We start from the raw sequence: 24,223 nt of genomic DNA, 5'->3' as shown, positions 1-24,223 counted from the left end.
ATGACCCCAGCTAAACATATTAGCCAAGTGGCGCCTAAACCTATCGTCTGGACCATTGCGGGTTCCGACAGCGGTGGCGGCGCGGGGATCCAAGCCGACTTAGCCACCATCAAGGATTTGGGCGGCCATGGATGCAGCGTGATCACCACGTTAACGGCCCAAAGTTCGGTGGCAGTGGATTTAGTTGAGCCGGTGAGTGAGGCAATGCTACTCACGCAGCTTTCGACCCTGTTAGCCGATCTACCGCCTCAGGCGATTAAAATTGGCTTACTCGCGAATCAGCAGCAACTGCATTTAGTTACCGATTGGTTGGCTGGTTTTAAAACCCAGTTTCCATTCGTCCCCGTTATTCTCGACCCTGTGATGGTCGCAAGCTGTGGGGATGAACTTGGGGATAAGAGCACGGCGAGCCGGCCACTTGATTTTACTCCCTTTAAGGGCTTGATTAGCCTGATAACGCCGAATGTGCAGGAGTTGGCAAGGCTTACTGTCGCCACAGACAAACAAGTGTCAGCAATTCACACAAGAGCAGCGTTCGCCGCTGCGGCAATGCAACTCTCTACGCAGTTAGCTTGTAGCGTATTAGCCAAGGGGGGGGATATTGATTTTGCGGCTCAGGCAAGTACAGGCATTAGCACAAGGGATAACTTAAGCGATCAACAAAGCGATATCACAAGTCATCGTATCGCCACAAATAATCAGTGTTTGGCGGAAGATCTGCTGATTTGTCATCAGGTTACGGGCTGCTCACCACTTGACGCTAATGGCGGCTTTTGGCTCAGCAGCGCGCGGATAAATACGCGCCATAATCATGGCAGTGGTTGTACTCTGTCTTCAGCCATCGCCACGGTGTTAGCCTTTGGCTTTGTATTGCAGGATGCCGTTGTGGTAGCAAAAGCCTATGTTAATCAAGGTTTAACTTATGCACAGGGTATTGGCAAAGGCCCAGGGCCACTCGCGCGTACCGCTTGGCCGCACAGCTTAACAGCATATCCTCACGTCACTGCTTATTCTCAAAACAGCTTGAGTGAATCCAGTGATTTGCAATGCGGCGCGTTTAAGCGCCTTGATCCTGACTTAGGGATTTATCCAGTTGTCGATAACTTACTATTACTCGAGCAGTTATTGGCGGCGGGCGTGAAGACGGTACAGCTCAGGATAAAGTCAAATGCGCTGGCGTCGGACGAACTTGAGGCACAAATCCAAACCGCGATTGCTTTAGGTAAGCATTATGATGCGCAGCTTTTTATCAATGATCATTGGCAGTTAGCGATAAAGCATGGCGCATTTGGGGTGCATCTTGGACAAGAAGATCTAGCGGTGACGGATCTTAACGCCATTCATGCAGCGGGATTGGCTCTTGGCATCTCGAGCCACGGTTATTTCGAGTTACTGCGTGCCCATCAACATGCGCCATCTTACATCGCCCTTGGGCATATCTTCCCGACGACAACCAAGCAAATGCCATCGGTGCCGCAAGGGTTATTCAAGTTAGCGCATTATGTTGAGCTGTTTAAAGCGCACTATCCCTTAGTGGCAATTGGCGGAATCGGGCCTTCTAATCTTGACCAAGTCAAAGCGACTGGGGTGAGAAATATTGCCGTGGTGCGGGCGATTACCGAGGCGAATGACCCAATAATGGCCTTTGCCGAATTGACGCGAGCTTGGGAGTCAAGCCTATGAGCACGACACAAACGCAGGCGCAATCCCTTGCCGATAAAGACTTTATTCGTTATTCGCGGCAAATATTTTTACCCGAGGTCGGTGAGGCTGGCCAGTTGCGGCTGAAACAGGCTCATGTGCTTATCGTAGGCCTCGGCGGCCTTGGGCAACTGGCGGCGCAGTATTTAGCCTGCGCCGGTGTCGGACGCTTAACGTTTGTCGACGGCGATAGGGTGGAATTATCTAATCTGCCGCGACAATTACTCTTTAGTGACGACGATATAGGTCATCACAAAGCCCTCATTGCGAAACAGAAATTGGCCGTGTTGGCGCAAGGTTGTGAGATTGATGCCGTTGCCGAGCATTTGACTCTTGAGTCTGCGAGCGATGTATTCGCTCGTTTGTTAGCCCATGACAAAGAGATGAGGTTAGTGCTTGATTGTACCGATAATCTTGCGGCGCGCCACTGTATCAATCGACTGTGTATTGAGCATGCCTTACCTCTGGTGAGTGCCTCCATTGCCGCTTTCAACGGTCAACTGTTTGCGGTTGATCAACAGCGTTTCCCAATGGGCGGTTGTTATCACTGTATTTTCCCCTCGAATACTCGCGCGCCACAAAATTGTAGCAGCCAAGGTGTGCTTGGCCCCAGTGTCGGCGTGATGGCATCGATGCAGGCGCTGCTAGCAATGCAATTGTTGCTCCTAGCCACGCCGCCAACCTCTGCAACAAAGCAAACAGCCAATCAGACTTTCGAAGAGGCAAGCCATTCAATCGCCTCCGTGAGAGCGCTACTTGGGCGATTCTGGCGCTTCGATGCCAAGTTGCTGCAATGGCATTCGGCCGCATTAACCCGTGATCCCGAGTGCGAAGTGTGCGGATTAAAACCGAGTTCATTAAAGCTGAATTCATTAAAACCGAGTGAATTCATGCAACGCCAATCAAGCGAGCGCGTAGAAAAGGCGAATGCTAACACTCAGCATTCGACCGTAACCGTTTCATTCAAATCTGTCCCTAATCGAGGTTTGTTATGATTTTAATTCATCTCAATAATGTGCCCCAAACACTGCAACAACCGCTGAGTTTACAAGCCTTGTTAGAAGCACAAAATATTTGCCAACACTCGGTTGCCTTAGTGCTTAATGAGGCCGTTGTGCCAAAACACCGATGGTCATCTATCCAGTGCCAACACGAGGATAAGATTGATGTATTTGCCGTTGTCGCGGGAGGTTAAGATGTTAACGATTGCGGGCGTGGAATTTGAGTCACGATTATTTACGGGCACGGGAAAATTCAGCTCAACTCAGCTGATGCTGGAGTCCATTAAGGCGTCTCAGTCGCAGTTGGTTACGGTTGCGATGAAAAGAATTGATTTAAAAACAGGGGCCGATGATTTGTTATCGCCACTTAGGCAAGCGGGCGTGCGACTCTTGCCTAATACCTCGGGGGCGCGTAATGCTAAAGAAGCGATATTCGCCGCCGAATTAGCGCGGGAAATGCTGGGAACACAATGGGTTAAACTTGAAATTCATCCCGATCCTAAATACCTGATGCCCGATGCAGTCGAGACGTTAGCGGCGGCCAAAACCTTGTGTGAGCGCGGATTTATCGTGATGCCCTACGTGCATGCCGATCCTGTGCTGTGTCGCCGCTTAGAAGAGGTCGGCTGCGCCGCCGTGATGCCATTGGCAAGCCCAATTGGCACCAATCAGGGGTTGGTGACCGAGCCTTTTATCAAGATGATTATTGAGCAGGCAAAAGTGCCTGTGGTGATTGATGCGGGGATCGGCGCGCCATCCCATGCGGCGCACGCGATGGAATTGGGAGCCGATGCCGTGCTGGTTAATACCGCCATCGCGAGCAGTGCTTCTCCCATTGAAATGGCGCTGTGCTTTAAGGATGCGGTGGATTGCGGGCGACGCGCCTTTGAAGCGGGGCTTGGCCGAGTGCAAACCCAGGCTGTGCATACTAGTCCACTAACGGGATTCTTGCAGCAATGAGTTTTGTCGACCAATTTGCCCGTATTGAACGGGATAAGTTATTGCTGGCGTTATATTCCTGCACGGCAGTGGAGGTTGAGCGCGCCCTGATGCAACCCGAGGGTAATCTGCAGAGTTTACTCGCCTTGTTGTCTCCAGCTGCAGAGCCCTATATCGAAGAAATGGCGCAGCGCTCGGCGGCGCTCACTCGGCAACGCTTTGGGGCCAATATCGGACTCTATTTGCCCTTATACCTGTCTAATCTGTGTGCCAACGAGTGCGACTATTGCGGCTTTAGCATGAGTAATAAGCTAAAGCGTAAAGTGCTCAATGAGCAGGAAATTGCGGCCGAAATGGCGATTATTAAATCCCGTGGTTTTGACTCCATCTTACTAGTGTCGGGCGAGCATGAAACCAAAGTGGGGATGGATTACTTTAAGCGCGTGTTACCCATTGTAAAACAGCAGTTTAGTTATTTGGCCATGGAGGTTCAGCCGCTTGAAGAGATTGATTATCGCCAGCTTGTCGAGCTAGGGCTTGATGCTGTGATGGTGTATCAGGAAACCTATCAAGCGGCGACCTATGCTAAGCATCACACTCGAGGCAATAAGCAGGACTTTGCGTATCGGCTGGCAACGCCCGACCGCGTTGCCAGCGCAGGTGTCGATAAGATTGGCCTAGGCGTGTTATTGGGTTTGGATGACTGGCGACTCGATGCCTTACTGATGGGGCATCATTTGGACTATTTAGAACGGCATTATTGGCGGACTCGCTTTAGTATTTCGTTACCGCGTTTACGACCTTGTACCGGCGGTATAGCGCCAAAAGTGCATTTAACCGATCTTGGACTGGTACAATTGATCTGTGCCTTTAGGCTTTTTAATCAGCAACTTGATATCAGTTTATCGACACGCGAGGCGCCATCACTTCGGGATAATTTACTGCCACTTGGGATAACACAAATGAGTGCGGGGAGTTCAACGCAACCTGGCGGTTATCAGGCGCCAGAGAGCCAATTAGATCAGTTTGAGATAAGCGATGAACGTACCGTTGAGCAAGTCATGGCTCAGATGCGCCTTCGGGGATTTAATCCGGTTTTTAAGGATTGGGAATCGGCTTGGATTGCGGGTTAAATGGCGTGCGAAGATCCTGCAGAAATGCGCTCGAAAATGCCGCTAGAAGGGGCGATAAATCTGTACTTCGCACTAGAGTTGGTTAATAATTAATCCAGTCATCACCAGATGCAGGAATACTCCTATGCAAATCCAATCTGCTTATGCTTCCGGTCTGCAAGGCTTGCAAACGGCTCAATCAGGGCTCACGCAGGCAACGATTGATGTGGCCAAACCTAGCCCATCGCAAAGTGCTGCGCCGACAGAAACCGCTAAGGCGGTAGATGAACCCGATAAAACTTCGGCGTTACTGGCGGCGAATGAATCATTGCGACAAGGTGAGGCATCGACTGAGGTACTCCAGCGAGAGTCAGAAACCATAGGTTCGATAATTAACATCAAGGTATAGTTATGTCGGTTATGGCGCTGTCAGCACAAATTGGCGCGCCATCCACTTCGTTTTTGGGCGCGGATAAGTCTATTGAGTCAGCAAAAGGCGTAAAACCTCAAGGCGGGCAGACTTATCAAGGGGGAAATGGTCAGGCGGTCGCAACGCTCTTTGCTTCAACCGTTAACCTAAATGCGCCAAAACTCGAAGCGAGTGGGGCACTTGCACCATCACTAAGCAGCCTCGGGGCTGTGATGGACCAAGCTATGCCAATCAGTACGACACCGCCCGCTTCATTGACTGATGTCAAACCTGCTAGTCCTCCGATTTCATCTCATGTTGATACTGGATTGTTCAGAAGGCTTTCACCGCTCTCGGTGGAAATGCCAAGGCACAACTACATTCTAACGAGACTGTTTCGACTCCGTTAGATACAAGCCTTCATGCTTCAAATAGCTTTAGCTTACTCACAGGCCCTCGCTCGATTGGCGGAATGAGGGAGGGACAAATTGCGGCTTTAGCCACACTGCCATCAGTGTCAACCTTGGGGGCATCGGATGTAGGTTTTAGCGCACCAAGTGGTGCTGTTACGCCTTTTTCTCCTCCAGCCCCAAGCCTTGCAGCCACAATTGCTACTACCGATAGCAGTGTTGGCTCCGCGAGTTTGGGGTTAGCCAATATTTTCTCCACATCGACAGCGGTTGCTACGAATATTGGCTCAACCGGGTCTAATAGCATTAATCCAAATGCCTCAAGTGCAGTGGTGACTCCCTTTGCGACTGAATTTGCTAGTGCAGATACGATAGGCAAAGCGTCACATTTCAGCGCTTCAGCTTTTGCCAATTCAAATGCGCTGCAAGAGGGCAATCAATCCAGCGGTGTAAGCGAGCAGTTGAGCCGTGTCTTTAGTGAATCTTCGGGTGAAAGTGGCCAAGTCGGTGCTGGAATAACCCCAAATGCTCAAACGCAACAACAGCAGAGTCAAACAGAACAAATTCAGGCTCAAGATGCGCGAGATGAACAAGCCAAGCAGGCAAGGGCGCAGGCGGCACAAGAGCAGGAGCAAAAGCAGCAAGCGTTAGCCGAGGTTTTTGCCAAAGCAGAGCAAACTAAACAAGCTCAGCAGACACAGGATGAGCAAACTCGTCAGCAAGACGTAGCGAAGGAGCAAGTTAAGCAGGCGCAAGAAAAGGCAATTGAGCAGCAAAAAGCCCAAGTGGACGCATTAAAATCAAGGGACACAGAAGTCAAAGCCCATGAGCATGCCCATGCGAGCGTGGGCGGTCAATATGCCCAAAGCCCCAGTTTCCAGTATGAAAAAGGTGCCGATGGTCAACGCTATGCGACTGACGGTGAGGTGCAAATCGATGTGTCGATAGTACCTGGCGATCCACTGGCGACCATCAATAAGATGAAGCAAGTCTATGCGGCGGCGATGGCACCCGTGGATCCTTCTTCGGCGGATATTCGTGTTGCCGCAGAAGCGCTGCAGAAAATGAATGAGGCCAAGGCGAAACTTGCAGAGGAACGTCAGCAGCAGATTGTTGATCAACCGACAACGGAAACGCTGATTGGCGCCGAGGCACAGATTGAAGGTTTACCACCGCTTAAGGAGCGGCAAATTCAAGTCACAGGCAAGATTGATGCTAATGGCAATATCGCAGCGCCCCAAGAGGAACCATCGGCACCTGTAACAGACGTGATTGATAAGATTAAACAAGCCATTGCAGCGCAGGTCGCATCGAGTAAAACCTCAGATGCAGCAAGTACCTCTGAAGTTGATACGACAGAGACCATTGAGCCGCCAACGGCGACCTTAGCGATCGGCGCTGTATCAAATAAGGATGAAGCGCCAGAGGTTGCTATGCAGCGGTTGGCGTCGTCTCGTGACAACAAGGGTACATCGAGTCACACAACAAACGGCAGTAATGCGGTGCGTTTCTATGGCTCGGTCGCTGTAACAACGCTGGCAAGTAAGGGAAATACTGAAGTTAATCAATCAGGTTCGAATGATGTTTCACTTGAGCGGATAAGTGATTCGTCTAGCTACGAGCCAGACAGTGTTATGTCCAATGGATTGGCGCTTGAGTCCTCAAACGGTCAAAATACACGCGGCCTGTTCAATCCTCAAACCTTAGCACTGCACCGTCCACGCTTCTTAGATGTGAATGTCTAGCCTCTCGTTCTCGAAATGCCCGCAAATTTTAACTAACTAGCGTTTGCCTATTAAGGACAATCGCTTAAGCCCGTTCTGTTTGACAAGTTCAGTCGCCATTAAGAGGATAAACCCACAATGATTCCCTGCAGCCTGGTGCTCGTTTTGCCGCACACGGTGGAAGAAGTTGAGCGTGGTTATTCGCTTGTACTCACACCATGATGTTTGAGGAGATAAGAGGCCAGCAGTTTTGAAGCGGGGCCCTGTTGGTCACGATTCGGGATCACAAGGCTTAACATAATCCGCCGTTTCTGACTGCCTTGGAGGTGTAAACGCACTAGTTTGCCTGCGGCTAATTCCTCTTGGATAAGGAAAGATGGGATCCAGCAGAAACCAATACCCTGATTTAAAATGACTTTCGCCTCATGGAAGTTAGATACTGTCCAGCGCTGCTCGGCCTTCAACCAACCGATATCAACATTGGGTTGCAGGCCCGTGTCTTTGATCACCAGTTGCAGGTGCTGCGCTAGTAGCTTGTCATCGTCTAAGGTGCCCATTTCTGCCAAGGGGTGGCTCGGGTGGCAAACCAGATGCAGCTCCTGTTCACACAGGGGCTCGGATAAATAGCCCTTCGGTGGAATTCCGGCGCAAATCGCAATATCGACCTTATTTTGAAGGATTAATTCTTGAGTACCTGTGATGACTGAGTCCAACATAATGATCCGAGTGCCACGGCTATGGGGCAAAAAGTCACTTAGCGCGCACACTAGACTTTCCATCGGATAGACGATTTCGCGGGCAATAGTGAGTGTGGGCTCCCAACCTTGCTCAAGGTTGCTCGCGAGTTGTTCTAACTCATTGACCGCTTGAGTCACATGGCGCGAACGGCGCAATAATACTTCGCCCTGTGGTGTCAGGTAAGCTTTGCGGCCTCGAACTTCGAGTAGCTCTATACCGAGCTGGTGTTGTAACTTAGCCACCGCATGATTGAGTGAGGATTGGCTCTTATTGAGCTTTTCTGCCGCCTGCGCGTAGCCGCCATAGTCGACGACAGCCTGTAAAATACGCCATTGCTCAAGGGTGGATTTCGCGCGAGTCATGGTTGTCCTCATGTCGAAAACGACAGGTTTCTAAAAAAGCGATAGATTGAGGCTTATAGTGGCGAGCTATGATCGTTTTTTCAATACTATTATCGTGTTAATTGAAAAAGAGGTTATCGCGTTGCAATGCTGCGGCGTGACAACCTCTTATCAGTACAAACTATGAGTAATGGGTTAATCGATAACCTTAGGCGTCACGCCCATAGGTAAATACTTTTTCGTCGCGTTAAGTTCGTTCAGATAGGGGCCGGGATAGAGCGTCTCCGGCCAGTTAAGCAACATTATCGCAAGCACATTACGATGCTCGCCAAGGGCTAAGTCAGGATTGCCCTTAGGTGAGGGGATAATTTGGCTATCAGGGTCGAACGAGTTGGCAATATACGCCCGAGTTTGAGCCACGACAGTATGGTCTGTCTTGCCCGCTAGCAGAAAACTAATGCCGACTTCGGCAATAATATCGTCGGTCGCATCCTGTAAAATTCGCTCAATGTTGGCGTCAAAGTAGTCCAAAATCCATGCAAACTCAGTGGCATCCACCCGATGCTGATAATATTCACTCGCGGCAAAGATAAAATGCGTCATGCCGTAGAGCTTATTACGAAACTGTGCTTTGCTGAGTGTGGCATCCTGCGAATCAGGATAAACCCGAGTAAAGGCCGTTTTATAATCCTCTAGATAATCTCCCACACCCAATTGTTTGGCCCAATACACATAGTTAATCAGCTGCGCAGCCCAGGCTTTAATCATCGCGGGATCAGTCAAACCTTGACGTAAGTCGGCCTTTTTGAGGGCTTGGATCATTTGACGATGGCAAGGACCTGTAAAACCTAACTCATCGATTCGACTGGCAAATCGCAATAGCACATCGGAATAAAATAAAAACTCAGGAAAGGGTGCGAGTGCTTTTTTACGGGCCTTGGCTCTGGGACCATTGCCCAGTTCGGCGATGGCATTTTGTGAGGCTTGGCGTACAAACTCAGGGTTATCCATTTGGCAGGCATAAAATGCTTGGGCCTCGGTTACCGCATAAAGATCGACTAACGCCGCGTTGGCATATTGCTCATCGCCCGTCAGGCGATAGAGGCGGATCCCATAATGGCCTTGCACCCGAGGCGGGAGTGTATAGAGATGGGTTTCAAGGTTCTGTTGAATAAGCTGCGCAACGTCGCTTTGGCTTAATTCGGGTTTCTCCGCGGCGTTTGGCTTGAGTACCTTTTGTGAGTACTCAAGCCCAGCGTGACTTGGGGGTGAGCTTTGCGTGTTGGCGAAAGCACTCTGTGCGGTAAAGAAGGCTAAACCGCTAAAAAGCACAATGGGTAGTGTGAGTTTGTGTTTCGGTTGTGGTGTATGGGTGATTTTCAGATCCTGAGACATGGATAATCCTTTGGATAAGCGCAGCGGCATCCACGGGTTCGCCAAGTATGGCGCGCAGTTGCTCGCTCAAGGTGAGTGCGGTCTCATTGACCACGAGGAGATTAAAAAGCCCAAGTTTATCTTGGCAGTCTTGGGTGGATTGATGGACAAGCGTTGCGAGTTTGGCTTGCCACAGGGATTGATAATAACGTGGGCCTTCGTTGGCGATTGCATTGAAACTGTAAGGGTAATCAATCGCTTGTGTCCAGTTCGCCCCAAAGCTTTTGCTAAACTCCGCAGGAAGATCCGGATAGCTTTGCTGGTTTAAGGACTGGTAAAAGTTAAGTGTTACCTTAGCGCGAAAGGCTTTAAGCTGCGTTGCATAGGTGCTTGCGAGCGTTTCCCTCGGTTGAATATATAGGGTATCAAATTGGGGGAATAGCGTTTGGCGTAATACCTTAGCGAGCCAAAGACTCGGTAATTGATTGGTATCGAGCGTCGGGCCTAAGGTGTTATTAAGGTAAAAATGACTGCCGCGCGCCAGCGAGGTCATTGCATCGGCGAGGGCTTGGGTAAAGCGTTCGATATCTTTGAAATTATTGAGTGTCGCGGGGAGCTCAAGCGCCTGTTGACCAAATTGCTGTCCAATCACATTTTGCCTGAGGGTGTGTTGACTGGCATTCCTAGGTTTATTCACTTTATCTTGAGCGCCGATAGCCAGATACACTTCTCCCAATAATCTATCCATATGGTAAACGCGGAGGATCTGTTGCTGCGCTTGTGCGAGTGCCGTTTGAGAAAGTGCCGTTTGAGTGGCTGCCGAGTCTAGATGCTCGCTAATCACCTCAAAACGTAAACCAAACTCGCTTAAGCTTGTTAAGGCCTTGTCGAGCAGCTCACGGGTATTGAGTGCGGTGGTTTGCGCACTGGGTAATTGCGATAAGGTACGGCCAAGATCCCAAGGTGCAACCTGAATCGCTTCGGTTTGACTATCGAGAAACGCTTTAACTAATTCCGGGGTATTGAGTAGCTGATCGCTGAGGCTGTAACTGGCGTAATCGCTAAAACCTGCGTCATTGGCAATGTGTTGGCGCAGCTCGGCAATGCGGTGTAAGGCGACTTGATTATGTTCCCTGGCTCGACCTTGATAGGCTTGCCACAGGGTTTGTCGACATTCGGCATTGGGTTGCTTTAACAGGTAATTGGCGATAGTCCCTGAAAAAGTGCCTGAATTTGTCGTTTCTTCTTCGTTATTGGCTGTATTAACCTCGGCTCCTTCATCCGTGAGCTGGCAGTTAGCCGCTTGAATATCCAGTTGAAATTGCTGATTGCCTAAACCTTGGCGAATGCTGGCCTGCGCCGTGTGCAGCTTGGCTTTATCCATAATGGATAAATGTTGGCGTAATAAAGCCGTTAATTGCTCGCCGAGCAAGGCCTGTTCTTGACTTGCTGCAGCATGATTTATCGATGCTGCTTGCGTCAGCTCAAACGCCAGTTGGCTAAATTCCGCCTGATTTAGTAAGTCGCTCAGAGTATCGGCCAAGCGCAACTGACACTGCAGTAAACCTTGGCGCTCATCCCCCGACAGTGGCAAACCTCGGTAGTAGGTGAGTCTGTCGTTGACATTATTCAGCCCAATGGTTTGCTGCTCTAACACTAGGGCTTTATCCGCCAATGTTAAGCTTGGGAGCTGGTGGGTGCTGGCGTAACTGGCGAAGGCGCCTGCCAAATCGATATTGGGTTGGCGCAAACACTGCTCAACCAGCAGCGGCACAGGACTTGGCGCAGCATAGGCTGCACCGAGGGAGGATAAACACCAGCCAAACAGGCTAGCCGTTAAAATGGATTTTTGCATAGGCTACACGTTCTGCAACTGTCATTGAATGGGATGACATGGCTTCGACATGCTTAAGTCTAGGCAAAATGCCTTTTCCATTTGCAATCTGGATCGCCAGTCCCGGGCGTGCATTGAGTTCCAATAATAGCGGGCCTTTAGTCTGATCAAGCACCATATCCGTACCTAAATAACCCATCTCACACATTTCATATGCGCTCGATGCGGTATGCAGCAAGCTGTCCCAGTGGGGGACGACGATATCGGTGAGCTTTTTGCCTGTGTCTGGATGAAACTCAATTGGAGCATCAAATTGCACAGCATGTAACCCTTTTCCCGTGGCAATGTCAACGCCCACACCTACGGCGCCTTGGTGCAAATTGGCCTTACCATCGGAGGCGGCGGTGGAGAGCCTGAGCATCCCCATTACCGGAAAACCTTTAAAGACAATCAAGCGGATATCGGGCACGCCTTCATGGCTGTAACCGTCAAACACGGGATCGAATTCAATCAGCCCCTCGACAATCGCCACATCGGGTTTGCCGCCAAGGGAGAATAAGCCGCTGAGGATATTGGACACGTGTCTATCCAATTCCGATGGGCTGACTTCATGCCCGCTGGGTTTATAGTAACGCCCCTGTTCGATATGGGTGATCACTAAAATGCCTTTACCACCAGAGCCCTTGGCAGGTTTGATCACAAACCCTGTGCGGCCCTTAACGCGCTCGGGAATATGCACGATTTCGTGCTGCTCGCGCACAACGGCGATTAAATCGGGCACGGCAATATCATTGGCCAATGCCAACTGTTTAGTCAGCAGCTTATCGTCCACTCGTTTATAAAATTTACGCGGATTATAGCGACCAATGTAATCGATATTGCGCTTATTCATATTGAGCACGCCGCGCGCGCGAAGCTCCCATGGCCAAGCAATATTCATTAGGCATCTCCCGCGAGTGGTTTAAAGCGTTTGAGTTCCAGTAGGCGATAACCTGTGTATTGGCCCATTAATAGGACTAAGGCCAAGATCACTAAATGGATCCCAAGGAAGTTAAATACCCAGTGTTGTACCCAACTGGCGCTCATGGCTAAGTAGGCGAGGGTGGCGACCATTAGGCTACCACCGCCTTGCACTATCACTTCTTTCGGGCCTTCTTCTTCCCACAGGATAGACATACGTTCGATGGTCCACGCCAAAATAATCATCGGGAAGAAGGTAATCGTCAGTCCTTCGCTTAAACCGAACTTATAGGAGAGCAAGGTAAAGACCCCGATAATGCCGATAACGACGATGATCACCGCCGATATTCGCGAGATCAGTAACAGATTTAATTGGGATAAGTAGGAGCGGATCATTAGGCCGCAGGCTACGATCAGTAAGAAGCCGACTAAGCCCGTGACTAAACTGGTTTGAATAAAGGCGAGGGCGATAAGGACTGGCATAAAGGTGCCCGAGGTTTTCACCCCAATGATCACCCGTAAAAACACCACCATCAGTACCCCGATAGGGATCAATAAAATGCCCTTGAATAGACTCTGTTCTTCTAGCGGTAATTGGTAGAGTGAAAAATCCAAGGCATTGTTATTCATCATCATATCGATGGATGTCGCTAATGCCGAGCGAGTATCTTGCAACATCGAGAAATGCACCTGCGAGTTCACGCCCCCCATCACATCGAGCACGGAATGGCCCGAACGTTCCCACAGCAGTAAGTTCTCTGGTCGGCCTTGCTTGCCTTTAACTAAATCGAATAACACCCACTCACCGTTATGGAACACTTCCACAAAGGGTGACAGGGATTGACGGCGGCGCTGATCTTCAAGGTAGAGTCCGCTGACTTCACGGGCGGGAATGCCCTTGGTTTGCAGCATATGCAAAAACACTTGCGTCGCGGTTTGGCTCGACAGTAGCAGCTCCATATTTTGGCTGCGCTTAGTGGCCGTGATCGCATTCATCAATTGCTGGGCGAAGGATAGATTCGATGCGCTGCGCGCCCAGGTTTCGCTTATCACTTGTTCTGCGGCTGTCTTCTCGGTTGCGGGCCAGAGGTAAGGCTCTGGTTGACTTGGGATATCGTCGCTGTGGATTTGGGTCACACCCGTCGGCACTAGGGTCACTTTATAATAGAGATCTTGGCTGCCATAGGCCTCGCGAATCGACCAATTGGCACGGCGCGCGTCCTTATCATCACTCAGTGACAGCCCAAAGCCTGGGGAGCTGGCGTTCTCGACCAAGACTTCATAGGCGGGATCCTGTGGTAAAGAGAAGGACACTTCGGCCGCATCCCCTGTACCATCGAAGCTGATTTTGGCGTCAACCGCCCAGCTTTGCACTTGCTCGCCGGGGAGAAAAGGCACCTGATGCTTAACGCCGCGGTAGATGCTGGCGCTTAAACCGACAATAAATAGTAATGCCACCAAAATGTAAAAAGGTTTACGTGAATGCATACGTGTTTCCCATGTTGCGCCAATGGTCGAAAAGCGTGGGATTACCCCAGGCATTGGCGGTTGGAACTCGACGTCACGCGTTAGATCCACGCGTGACGGGTATTAGCTACGTCAGGCTGCGTCAGATTGAGCTGCTTTGGCTCAAGCTGACAGACCAATAAGCTCAAGCGGTTATTATTTTTTGCCGCTGGAGACGATAGCTGACTCTGCTTTAGGTTGTTCAGGATCGGGTTGTTTGGGTGTGGCTTTGGGCTGTTTAGCTTTACCGTGCACATAGCGCTGGCCGACATCGACTACGGCGATATCTTTGATAAATTTACGGCCGAGCAATAAGGGATAGTCGAGGTGACTACGGTCGGTGAGGTTAAGATCAGTTTCTGCGGAATATTGGCCAATCTTAAGGTGCGCGTGGATCACGGGGCGGCGATCGTCCTTTTCATTCGCGTCCTGCTTGATCCGTACAAAACGTACGACCTTAGATTCGAAATTTGTCGCGGGCTGTTTTTCCCCTTGGGTATACACATCGAAGCGCACCCATTGGGCGCCATCGCGCTCAAACAGGGTGATATTACGGGCATCGATGGAGGAAGATTCTGCGCCCGTATCAATGCGGGTGGCAAAACTGGCATTGAGTTCATCGATAAACACATTTTCGATTTCACCGAGTAAAAACTTATCCCCAAGGGCGGATTTGGGGCATTGGCTCGGCGCTGGCGTCACCACCGCGGCTTGCTTTTGCGCGGTGAGGTTTTTCGCCGCTTGATTTAAATGATTGATTTGCAGACTGAGCTGCTCGACTTGGCTGTTGAGTGTCGCAAGCGAGGTTAAATCCGCAGGCTGGCATTGCTGATTAATCGCAGCCACTAATTGATCTTGCTGCTGATTAAGACGGGTATTAAAGGTATCGGTATCGAGTGGTTTGGGGGCGTGGGCGGTCGGTTCTGTCGCTGCGCATCCCATTAAGCTGCTGGCAACGGCGATAGCGATCAACTGCTTTAGCATAGTACTTCCTATTGGCGTTAAAACGGGTTTTATGCCTAGGGTTTACCTAGGCATAAGCGTATTAGGCCACTGGAGTTAACTCGTTAGGTCAAATCTTGATTGGGTTGATTTTTCACCGCAATAATCGTTGCGCGTTTCGGCGCGGGGTAACCCTCGATAGTCTTAGTGATATCGTTAGGGTCAAGATATTCAACCAGTGACTCATTCGGCATCCAATCGGTTCGGCGCTGTTCGGCTAGGGCGGTGACATCGGTGTCGACACAACGTATGTCTGTGAAATCACACTTCTTTAGCCAGAGCATCAGGGCCGCGACGGATGGAATAAACCATACATTATTCATTTTCCCATATCTATCTTGAGGGACGAGTACGGCGTTTTCATCACCATCTATTACTAAAGTCTCTAACACTAATTCCCCACCCATACGTAACTGATCACGTAATTGTAACAAGTGATCAATTGGCGAACGTCTGTGATACAAGACGCCCATGGAGAAAACCGTATCGAATGCATCCAGTGGTGGCAGCTCTTCAATGCCTAGCGGCAATAAGTGCACGGGATGATTTTCACCGCTCAGGCGCTTAACGGCTTCAAATTGGCATAAAAACAACGGTGAAGGGTCGATGCCCACCACGCGTTTTGCGCCCGCGCCAAGCATGCGCCACATGTGATAACCGCTGCCACAGCCGACATCGAGCACTGTGCGGTTTTGCAAAGGAGAAATATGCGGGCTCACGCGATCCCACTTCCAATCGCTGCGCCATTCGGTATCGATATGAATGCCGTGGATATGAAATGGGCCTTTGCGCCAAGGCATAAACAGGCGCAGTAGGTTCTCAAGCTTTTCCTTTTCGCCGGGCGTGAGTTGCTCGCCAGTGCCGACGGTGACACTGCTGACAAAATCAACCTGATCTGGGGCAGGATAGTGCAGCTTATTGAGCACTTTTTCCCACTTGGGTAAGTTGCCGTGTTTATGTTCTCTTTGCCATTTGCCGAGAATGGCTGGCAAAGTCTCGAGCCAATGCTGCAAATTGGAATCGGCAATTTGTTGGTAAAAGGAGCTGAAACTGATCACTTGATGGCCACCATGGAAGAGAAATTAAAACATTGGAACCACAAGCTAAAGTGGCTAAACCCTTGGCGAGTCAAACGTTGCTGGTGGAGAGTTAAGGTATCGGGCTTCATCACGTTTTCGAGCGCGCTGCGCTTTTGACTGATTTCGAGCTCGCTGTAGCCATTGGCGCGTTTAAAGTCTAAGTGCAGCTCTTCGAGCACACTTTGGATCGGCGCATCATCGAAGCGAATTTTTTCCGACAGCACTAACAGACCGCCGGGATTCAAGCCGTGATAAATCTTCGCGATCAGCGCTTCTCTGTCCTCTGGCGGTAAAAATTGCAGGGTAAAGTTAAGCACGACTAAAGAAGCGTTTTCGATGTGAATATCGCGAATATCGCCGCAGATCAGCTCAACCTCGGTATCACTCACATAGGCATTGAGGTTTTCTTGGCAGCGCGTCACCATGGATTCGCTATTGTCCACGGCGATAATGCGACAATCGCGGCCCTGGATTTGACGGCGAATACTTAAAGTGGCTGCGCCTAAAGAGCAACCTAAATCATAGACTTGGGTATTAGGCTTGACGAAACGATCCGCAAAATCGCCAATAGTATTGATAATTTGCGTATAGCCAGGCACCGAGCGGCGGATCATGTCACTGAAGACACCCGCGACACGATTATCAAACTGGAAATCGCTAATGTGTTCGCTCGCTTGAGCGTAGATAGTATCTTGGGAAGCGTTCATCTGGGAAGATCTCGAAAATTCAGCCATGCATTTTAACGAATCCCGTTGACTAGCAGCAAGTCTCGGCTAGTAATTTGCTCGAAATTTCTGTCTAATATGCATCAATAACAAAGTATTTACATTGTACATCAAGTACTAGGGACCCCAGTTGAAGTTAGTGCTCCAGCTTATCGTGATCCTGTGTTGCATATTCATCAACAACGCAGTTAACGCCAGTCAAGGACAGACTGAGTCACTGATTGTGGTGATGGGGGAAGACAGCTTTCCCTATCAGTTTGTCGACAACGACGGCGAAGCCACGGGTTTATTAGTGGATCTGTGGAAGGAATGGGGCAAGCGTACCAATACACCATTAGTGTTTGTGGCGCGCCACTGGAATGAGTCATTGCAGCAGTTGCAGCAGGGCAAAGCCCAAGTGCATATCGGCATGGGCCAGACGCCCGAACGTGAGCAATTATTTGATTTCGCGGAGCCTATCGCCGATGTCAGTACCTATCTTTACCTGCATAAATCCTTGCAGGGTAAAAAGTCCATTAAGGAACTTATTCCTTACCAAATCGGGATTGTGAGTGGCTCATCCCATGAGGCTGAGCTTCGCCGTATCGAGCCGAATTTAGTCTTCAAATATTATGAAAGCCGTGAAAAATTACTGGAGGGTGTTGCAGCGGGCGAAACGGTCGTCTTTGCAGGACTAGATGGCTATCTGCGCGATCCCGCATCAAGCCAAGCAATTGCGGGCAGTTTTCCCATCAGTGCGCGTATTCCAATCAAGGCCATGCAGTTTGTCCCCGCGGTGATGAAAGGTAATCAAGCTTTAGTTGAGAAGATTAATCAGGGGTTTCATTCACTCGATGCACGTTTTGTGCAACAAACCGAGCGCCGCTGGTTAGGCTATCACGGGCAAAAAGCGGGTCTTGTGGTAGCGATGCAGCTAGGCGTTGAGCCCTTTGTCGATTTAGGCGTCGATGGCTTGCCCCATGGATTTTATGTGGATCTCTGGCAACTATGGTCGGCTAAGACCGGTATTAATGTGGATTTTATCTCGGGCGACATGAATGCCAGTGTCAATGATGTACGCCAAGGCTTAGCCGATGCGCATATTGGTTACCCTGAAAGTGACGAATTGAAAACCGGCTTAACTCGCGCATGGCAACTCTATACGGTGAAGAGTCGGCTGTTCTTATATCAGCAACAACTGACCGATTTACAGAGTTTAAAAGGCAAACGTATCGGTGTTGTGCCGACAGCGCCTTATCTTGTTGCGCTGCGTAAAGCGTTGCCCGATGTCACGCTGCGTTATTACGAAAATATGGACAGCATGGTGGCGGGGGCGCGCTCGGGCGAGATTGCTGGCTTTGTTGCCGCGGGTGCATGGACTTCCCACTATTTATTGCAAAATAAGGCTTGGTCCGAATTTCATCAATATCCTGAGCTTGAGTTTCCGACCGATGTGTATGTACTGACCCGAAGTGACGATCCCGGCTTAACCCAGCGCATTGCTAATGGTTTTCGCAGTATTAGCATGCAGGAATTTGCCGAAGTAGAGCAGAAATGGATGCTAAATCCTAAGGATCGCATTTTTAACCAGAAGGGATTACACGGCGTTCAACTCTCAAGCAGTGAGCAAGATTACCTCTCGCAACTCGGTGAACTTAAACTCGGTTACTTGAAACAGTGGCCGCCAATGGAGTTTAGCGATGAGCAAGGCCAGTTTGCAGGGATTAACAGCGATGTCAGCCAGCTGTTAGCCGAGCAACTGCGGATTAATATTCAGCCCGTCGCCTTTGACGATTGGCACTCGCTGATTGGCGCCTTGCGTTCAGGCGAGATTGCACTGGCGGGCAGTATTGCTCAAACCGCCGAGCGCCAGCAATTTTTAACCTTTAGCGATCCCTACTGGCCATCGCCGTGGGGTTTAGTATCACAGCTTGAGCAAGTCTCGGTATTTAATCTGGCGCAATTGGCGGGGCAAAGGGTTGCGGTGGTGGAGGGGTATCATCTGGTGGCGCAACTGATGGCCTTGCAGCCCTCGCTCAAACTGGTGCTGGTGCCTGATACCCAGTCGGGACTCTCGGCGGTCAACGATGGCCATGCGGATGTGTTTATCGATAAAGTCGTGACGCTGGCCTCTGAGCTAAAAGCGGGCCAATATCCGTTGCTGAAAATGTCACTCCTCAGTGACTTAGCCGATCAGCACAGCCACTTTGGACTCAATCCGCTGTATGCACCGTTGGTTCCCTTAATCAATCGCGTGTTGGCGCAAATCGATCAACATACGCAGCAACAAATCTATTCCCATTGGGTGAGTTTTTCTTTGACGACGGATAACAGTCAATATCTGCAATGGATCCGTTATTTATTACTCGGGGCGTTAGTGTTATCTGGCGTGATGGTGGCGGTTTTAGTCGTTAATCGTCGTTTGAATCTTGAGATCACCCGCCGAATTGCCGCAGAAAAGCGTTTGCAGCATGTTGCTAGTCACGATGCCTTAACCCAGTTGCCTAATAGGGCACTGTTGGATGATAGATTGTCACAGGCCTTACTTGCCCATCGGCGGGATCATGGCCATTTCGCCTTGTTGTTTATCGATTTAGATGGCTTTAAACAAATTAACGATCAATACGGTCATCCAGTGGGGGATGCACTGCTATTAAAAGTGGCGGGATTATTGACCAAAGCCATTCGCAATTCTGATACAGTGGCAAGATTCGGCGGCGATGAATTTGTGATCCTGCTAAATCGTGTGCAAGATCTCGATGCCGCGACCCAAGTTGCTGATAATATTCTGCACTCGTTATCGTCACCTTTTAGCATAGAAGGGGTGACCGTTGAGGTGGCTATCAGTATTGGCGTGGTCATTTATCCCCGCGATGGCGATACGGCCATCGAGTTAATGAAGAAAGCCGACCAACTGATGTATCAAGCCAAAACGGCGGGGGGCCGTTGCTACCGCCTAGCTTGATGGTTTTTTGAACGCTTATACGCAGATAGTGCGTTCGCCTCTAGTCAAGGGCGTAAAACTGTTTGATACTTCACCGCCTAAAAGTGAAGTACTTTGGTAATCGGCATTATTTGACTATAATGCCGCTTTTATCTCGTTTTGATTATTTCCAAAGCACCGGTTTCCGGATAAAGGATAGAGTTAGATGCGCAGTCATTATTGTGGAGACGTCAATAAGTCTCACGTTGGACAAGAAGTTACCTTGGTAGGTTGGGTTAATCGTAGCCGTGATTTGGGTGGCGTGGTCTTTTTAGATTTAAGAGACAGAGAAGGTCTGGTCCAAGTGGTTTACGATCCAGATTTACCTGAGGTGTTCAATGTGGCCAGTACGCTGCGCGCCGAGTTTTGTGTGCAGGTAAAAGGCGTGGTTCGTGCCCGTCCAGATAGCCAAGTCAACGCGCAAATGAAGACCGGCGAAATTGAAGTATTAGGTAAAGAACTGACGATCATCAACAGTTCTGAGCCGCTGCCGCTGAGCTTAGATAACTATCAAAACAACAGTGAAGAGCAGCGTCTAAAGTACCGTTATTTAGATTTACGTCGCCCAGAAATGGCGCAGCGCTTAATGTTCCGCGCGAAAGTGACCAGTGCTGTGCGTCGTTTCCTCGACTCAAACGGCTTCTTAGATATCGAAACGCCTATCCTGACTAAGGCAACGCCAGAAGGTGCACGTGACTATTTAGTGCCAAGCCGCACTTACAAAGGTCAATTCTTCGCGCTGCCACAATCACCACAGCTGTTTAAACAGTTACTGATGATGTCAGGCTTTGACCGTTACTATCAAATCGTAAAATGCTTCCGTGACGAAGACTTACGTGCTGACCGTCAGCCAGAATTTACTCAAATCGATATCGAAACCTCATTTATGACGTCTGAGCAGGTGATGGCTAAGACTGAAGAGATGATGCGTGGTCTGTTCCTTGAGATGCTGAACGTCGATTTAGGCGAATTCCCACGTATGACCTATAACGAAGCCATGCGTCGTTTCGGTTCAGATAAGCCAGATTTACGTAACCCATTAGAACTGGTTGACGTGGCTGACTTACTCAAAGAAGTGGAGTTTGCGGTATTCTCAGGCCCAGCTAATGACGAAGAAGGCCGTGTTGCGGCGCTGCGTATTCCAGGTGGCGCGAGCTTATCCCGTAAGCAAATCGATGATTACACTAAGTTCGTCGGTATTTACGGTGCTAAAGGTTTAGCGTGGATGAAGCTAAACGACCTGACTCAAGGGTTAGAAGGTATTCAATCACCTGTGCTGAAGTTCTTGAACGAAGGCATTGTGAACGAAATCATCAGCCGCACTGGCGCACAAACTGGCGATATCATCCTGTTTGGTGCCGATAACGCGACTGTGGTTGCTGAATCTATGGGCGCACTGCGTCTTAAAGCCGGTGAAGACTTTAATCTGCTCGAAGGTCAATGGCGTCCACTGTGGGTGGTTGACTTCCCAATGTTTGAGAAGATCAACGGCAGCTTCCACGCGGTTCACCATCCGTTTACTGCGCCACGCGGCGTGACACCACAAGAGCTGGAAGCCAATCCGGCTAACCGTGTGTCAGATGCCTACGACATGGTATTAAACGGCTGTGAATTAGGCGGTGGTTCAGTTCGTATCCACAACCAAGAGATGCAATCTGCGGTATTCCGTATTCTTGGCATTACCGATGAAGAAGCGAAAGAGAAATTCGGCTTCCTACTCGAAGCACTGCGCTACGGTACGCCACCACATGCGGGTCTGGCATTCGGTTTAGACCGTATTATCATGCTGATGACGGGCGCAAGCTCAATCCGTGATGTGATGGCTTTCCCGAAAACCACCACTGCTGCGTGTCCGTTAACCAATGCCCCAGGTTTTGCTAACCCACAACAATTAGCTGAACTAGGTATTTCCGTGGTGAAAGCCGCGAAGACTGAAGACTAATCTTTAGTGATTGTCGAGTACCGAGGCGCAAGCCTCGGTCTATTTTTACCCCGTCATTTCATTTCTTATCAATATCTGCGTTATCGACGTCACTGAATTTGCCGTCAATCTTTGTGTAAAGGAACATTGGTTATAGGAACCTTGCAAGAGGCGCCGTCAAGGTTACCTTAGGCTATTGATAAGATGTGCAATGGCTATGTGTAGAGGAGAACTCCCATGGCAGGTCATAGTAAGTGGGCCAACATTAAACACCGCAAAGCAGCGCAAGATGCCAAACGCGGTAAACTCTTTACCAAATTTATCCGCGAGTTAACGGTTTCTGCCCGTGAGGGTGGCTCGGATCCCGATTCAAACCCGCGTCTGCGTATCGCTATCGATAAAGCGCTTGGCGGCAACATGACCCGCGACACCATTGAGCGCGCAATTAAACGTGGCGCCGGTGAGCTTGAAGGTCAGCAACTCGAAACCATTATTTACGAAGGCTATGGCCCTGGCGGCACCGCTGTGATGGTCGAGACCATGACAGATAACCGTAACCGTACCGTGAGCGGCGTGCGTAATGCCTTTAGTAAATCGGGTGGGAATTTAGGGACCGATGGTTCGGTTGCCTATTTGTTCACTAAGCGCGGCGTGTTGTCCTATGCGCCGGGTACTGATGAAGACGCCCTGATGGACGCGGCGCTAGAAGCGGGCGCCGAAGATGTGGTGAGTTACGATGATGGTGCAATTGACGTATTTACCGAACCGACCGAGTTTTATGGGGTGAAAGATGCCCTCGATGCGGCGGGATTTGTCAGTGATAACGCCGAAATCGCGATGATAGCCTCGACCAAAGCGGAGTTAGATGCCGAGACGGCGGAAAAGTTTATGCGTCTTATCGATACCCTCGAAGAGCACGATGATGTGCAAGAGGTGTATCATAATGCCGAAATCTCCGATGAGATTATGGAAAGTTTAGGGTAAGCCTAAGCTGTCATTTGATTTTTATCTTAGTAGGTGGCCGGAACTGAGCTCGCCAGAGCTTGGTTCTTGCATAGAGCGGTTCTTACATAGAGCGGTTCTTACATAGAGCAAGCGCTTAACACTGAGCTTTGAACCAGCGTTTAGACACCGCATATTGCTTATTGGGTCACCTTAGATTTACCTTTGATTTATTGATGTTTTTTGCGCTGTTGCTCGGTTTACAATCGCCGTTATCTAGGTTGAATTAATTCGAGTACAGACATTAGGGATAGCATGGCGATTATTTTAGGGGTTGACCCAGGTTCTCGGATCACAGGTTACGGCGTTATCCAATGCCAAGGGCGTCAGCAACTTTATTTGGGCAGTGGCTGCATTCGCACCTCGGGCGAGGATTTACCATTAAGACTCAAGCAAATCTTTGATGGGATCAGTGAAATTATTCGCCAATACCAACCCGATGAATTTGCGATTGAGCGAGTGTTTCTCGCCAAGAATGCCGACTCGGCCTTGAAATTGGGTCAAGCCCGTGGTGCGGCCATCGTAGCTGCGACAGTGGCCAACTTACCCGTTGCCGAATACAGTGCCACCCAAATTAAGAATGCGGTGGTCGGAACGGGGCGAGCCAAGAAAGAACAGGTTCAACATATGATCCAGCAATTGCTTAAGTTGCCTGCGGCGCCACAGGCCGACGCTGCGGATGCGCTCGGCGTTGCGGTATGTCATTATCACACCAATCAAAGTTTGGTCGCCTTAAGCGGCCGAGCGACAACAAGAACATATGGACGGTACAGATGATAGGTCGTTTACGTGGCGTGTTAATTGAAAAGCAAGCGCCAGAGGTGTTGATTGATGTCAATGGCGTAGGGTACGAGTTACAGATGCCCCTCACCAGCTTTTATGAGCTTCCCGAGGTCAATCAACCGACCACAGTGTATACCCATTTTGTGGTGCGTGAAGATGCCCAGTTGCTTTACGGCTTTATCACTAAACAAGAGCGATCACTGTTTCGATTACTCATCAAGGCCAACGGCGTTGGCCCTAAACTGGCGTTAACCATTCTTTCTGGCATGACCGCCAGCGAGTTTGTGGGCTGTGTCGAACGTGATGATATAGTGACGCTGGTGAAATTACCCGGTGTTGGTAAAAAGACTGCCGAACGTTTATTGGTTGAGATGCGCGATAAATTGAAGAGCTTGATGGAGGCATCCGTAGGCTCTGAGCGTGAGTTCGTGCTGCAATCTAACTATTCACCGGCTCCGACGGTCAATAGTGCCGAAGAGGATGCGATTTCAGCCTTGATCTCCCTCGGCTATAAACCTCCACAGGCGAGTAAAGCCGTTTCTGCCGCCTATAAAGAAGGCATGGACAGTGAGACCTTGATTAAGGCCGCGTTAAAATCGATGCTCTAATGGCATGGTTTTCATTGAGGCAAGTGTTATATTGCGGTACGCGATTTTTGCAGCCAGTTAGGTTGCAACTGCACCAAAATAGCAAGTGCCGT

General features: G+C 49.8%; 22 protein-coding genes. 14 read left to right on the top strand and 8 right to left on the bottom strand.

Features of this window, described 5'->3' with window-relative positions; translation table 11 throughout:
• From thiE to ACUZ8J_RS11170, 8 genes are all read left to right on the top strand, one after another.
• Positions 1-1,683, top strand: coding sequence for a thiamine phosphate synthase (thiE, locus tag ACUZ8J_RS11205; RefSeq protein WP_446693862.1), 1,683 nt, complete (start codon positions 1-3; stop codon positions 1,681-1,683).
• On the top strand, positions 1,680-2,696 hold the full coding sequence (locus ACUZ8J_RS11200) for a HesA/MoeB/ThiF family protein (protein ID WP_446693861.1): 1,017 nt from the start codon (positions 1,680-1,682) through the stop codon (positions 2,694-2,696). Before thiE ends, ACUZ8J_RS11200 begins: the two co-directional genes overlap by 4 nt.
• Complete coding sequence (gene thiS / locus ACUZ8J_RS11195; protein WP_446693860.1) at positions 2,693-2,896, top strand: sulfur carrier protein ThiS; 204 nt, start codon at positions 2,693-2,695, stop codon at positions 2,894-2,896. Before ACUZ8J_RS11200 ends, thiS begins: the two co-directional genes overlap by 4 nt.
• A gap of 1 nt (position 2,897) precedes the next feature.
• Positions 2,898-3,662 (top strand): thiazole synthase, encoded by a 765-nt coding sequence (locus tag ACUZ8J_RS11190; RefSeq protein ID WP_446693859.1) that lies wholly within the window; start codon positions 2,898-2,900, stop codon positions 3,660-3,662.
• The gene (thiH, locus tag ACUZ8J_RS11185) at positions 3,659-4,774 is read left to right on the top strand and encodes a 2-iminoacetate synthase ThiH (protein ID WP_446693858.1); all 1,116 of its coding nucleotides are present in this window, start codon (positions 3,659-3,661) and stop codon (positions 4,772-4,774) included. The genes ACUZ8J_RS11190 and thiH overlap by 4 nt, the downstream gene beginning before the upstream one ends.
• 124 nt (positions 4,775-4,898) lie before the next feature.
• Entirely contained in the window at positions 4,899-5,162 is a 264-nt protein-coding gene (locus ACUZ8J_RS11180) for a chemotaxis protein (protein ID WP_086903466.1), read from the top strand.
• Between the two features lie 2 nt (positions 5,163-5,164).
• The gene (locus ACUZ8J_RS11175; protein ID WP_446693857.1) at positions 5,165-5,572 is read left to right on the top strand and encodes a hypothetical protein; all 408 of its coding nucleotides are present in this window, start codon (positions 5,165-5,167) and stop codon (positions 5,570-5,572) included.
• A 62-nt stretch (positions 5,573-5,634) separates the two neighbouring features.
• Positions 5,635-7,317: a putative metalloprotease CJM1_0395 family protein gene (locus ACUZ8J_RS11170; protein WP_446693856.1), complete on the top strand. Its 1,683-nt coding sequence runs from the start codon at positions 5,635-5,637 to the stop codon at positions 7,315-7,317.
• Positions 7,318-7,493: 176 nt separating this feature from the next.
• Here the strand turns inward: ACUZ8J_RS11170 and ACUZ8J_RS11165 are convergent, their stop codons facing one another.
• The 5 genes from ACUZ8J_RS11165 to ACUZ8J_RS11145 form a co-directional block, all read right to left on the bottom strand.
• On the bottom strand, positions 7,494-8,396 hold the full coding sequence (locus ACUZ8J_RS11165; protein ID WP_011622660.1) for a LysR family transcriptional regulator: 903 nt from the start codon (positions 8,394-8,396) through the stop codon (positions 7,494-7,496).
• A 174-nt stretch (positions 8,397-8,570) separates the two neighbouring features.
• Positions 8,571-9,770, bottom strand: coding sequence for a DUF3541 domain-containing protein (locus ACUZ8J_RS11160; protein WP_446693855.1), 1,200 nt, complete (start codon positions 9,768-9,770; stop codon positions 8,571-8,573).
• Positions 9,697-11,604 carry a M3 family metallopeptidase gene (locus ACUZ8J_RS11155; RefSeq protein WP_446693854.1) on the bottom strand — a complete coding sequence of 636 codons (1,908 nt, stop codon included), beginning with the start codon at positions 11,602-11,604 and terminating at the stop codon, positions 9,697-9,699. The genes ACUZ8J_RS11160 and ACUZ8J_RS11155 overlap by 74 nt, the downstream gene beginning before the upstream one ends.
• The gene (locus ACUZ8J_RS11150) at positions 11,579-12,523 is read right to left on the bottom strand and encodes an alpha-L-glutamate ligase-like protein (RefSeq protein WP_089067852.1); all 945 of its coding nucleotides are present in this window, start codon (positions 12,521-12,523) and stop codon (positions 11,579-11,581) included. Before ACUZ8J_RS11150 ends, ACUZ8J_RS11155 begins: the two co-directional genes overlap by 26 nt.
• Complete coding sequence (locus tag ACUZ8J_RS11145) at positions 12,523-14,031, bottom strand: UUP1 family membrane protein (RefSeq protein WP_011626238.1); 1,509 nt, start codon at positions 14,029-14,031, stop codon at positions 12,523-12,525. Before ACUZ8J_RS11145 ends, ACUZ8J_RS11150 begins: the two co-directional genes overlap by 1 nt.
• An 11-nt stretch (positions 14,032-14,042) precedes the next feature.
• Between ACUZ8J_RS11145 and ACUZ8J_RS11140 the strand changes: the two genes are divergently transcribed.
• Positions 14,043-14,192, top strand: a complete 150-nt coding sequence (locus ACUZ8J_RS11140; RefSeq protein ID WP_446693853.1) for a hypothetical protein — start codon at positions 14,043-14,045, stop codon at positions 14,190-14,192.
• A 13-nt stretch (positions 14,193-14,205) separates the two neighbouring features.
• Here the strand turns inward: ACUZ8J_RS11140 and ACUZ8J_RS11135 are convergent, their stop codons facing one another.
• The 3 genes from ACUZ8J_RS11135 to cmoA all read right to left on the bottom strand — a co-directional run bounded on the left by ACUZ8J_RS11135 (position 14,206) and on the right by cmoA (position 16,837).
• Entirely contained in the window at positions 14,206-15,033 is an 828-nt protein-coding gene (locus ACUZ8J_RS11135) for an ATP-dependent zinc protease family protein (protein ID WP_374919398.1), read from the bottom strand.
• 83 nt (positions 15,034-15,116) lie between these two features.
• Positions 15,117-16,109: a tRNA 5-methoxyuridine(34)/uridine 5-oxyacetic acid(34) synthase CmoB gene (cmoB, locus tag ACUZ8J_RS11130; RefSeq protein WP_088211180.1), complete on the bottom strand. Its 993-nt coding sequence runs from the start codon at positions 16,107-16,109 to the stop codon at positions 15,117-15,119.
• The gene (gene cmoA / locus ACUZ8J_RS11125; protein ID WP_011622667.1) at positions 16,106-16,837 is read right to left on the bottom strand and encodes a carboxy-S-adenosyl-L-methionine synthase CmoA; all 732 of its coding nucleotides are present in this window, start codon (positions 16,835-16,837) and stop codon (positions 16,106-16,108) included. Before cmoA ends, cmoB begins: the two co-directional genes overlap by 4 nt.
• Before the next feature lie 148 nt (positions 16,838-16,985).
• Between cmoA and ACUZ8J_RS11120 the strand changes: the two genes are divergently transcribed.
• From ACUZ8J_RS11120 to ruvA, 5 genes are all read left to right on the top strand, one after another.
• Complete coding sequence (locus tag ACUZ8J_RS11120; RefSeq protein ID WP_446693852.1) at positions 16,986-19,799, top strand: diguanylate cyclase domain-containing protein; 2,814 nt, start codon at positions 16,986-16,988, stop codon at positions 19,797-19,799.
• Positions 19,800-19,983: 184 nt separating this feature from the next.
• Positions 19,984-21,759, top strand: coding sequence for an aspartate--tRNA ligase (aspS, locus tag ACUZ8J_RS11115; RefSeq protein ID WP_011716950.1), 1,776 nt, complete (start codon positions 19,984-19,986; stop codon positions 21,757-21,759).
• Positions 21,760-21,975: 216 nt separating this feature from the next.
• Positions 21,976-22,722 carry a YebC/PmpR family DNA-binding transcriptional regulator gene (locus ACUZ8J_RS11110; protein WP_011622670.1) on the top strand — a complete coding sequence of 249 codons (747 nt, stop codon included), beginning with the start codon at positions 21,976-21,978 and terminating at the stop codon, positions 22,720-22,722.
• Positions 22,723-22,995: 273 nt separating this feature from the next.
• Positions 22,996-23,517 carry a crossover junction endodeoxyribonuclease RuvC gene (ruvC, locus tag ACUZ8J_RS11105; protein WP_011622671.1) on the top strand — a complete coding sequence of 174 codons (522 nt, stop codon included), beginning with the start codon at positions 22,996-22,998 and terminating at the stop codon, positions 23,515-23,517.
• Entirely contained in the window at positions 23,514-24,131 is a 618-nt protein-coding gene (gene ruvA / locus ACUZ8J_RS11100; RefSeq protein WP_011626232.1) for a Holliday junction branch migration protein RuvA, read from the top strand. Before ruvC ends, ruvA begins: the two co-directional genes overlap by 4 nt.
• Positions 24,132-24,223 lie beyond the last annotated feature (92 nt).

The organism is Shewanella sp. Koi 1 (assembly GCF_052907445.1).
The sequence above is the reverse complement of the archived record's forward strand: the minus strand, read 5'-3'. Positions and strand labels throughout refer to the sequence as shown.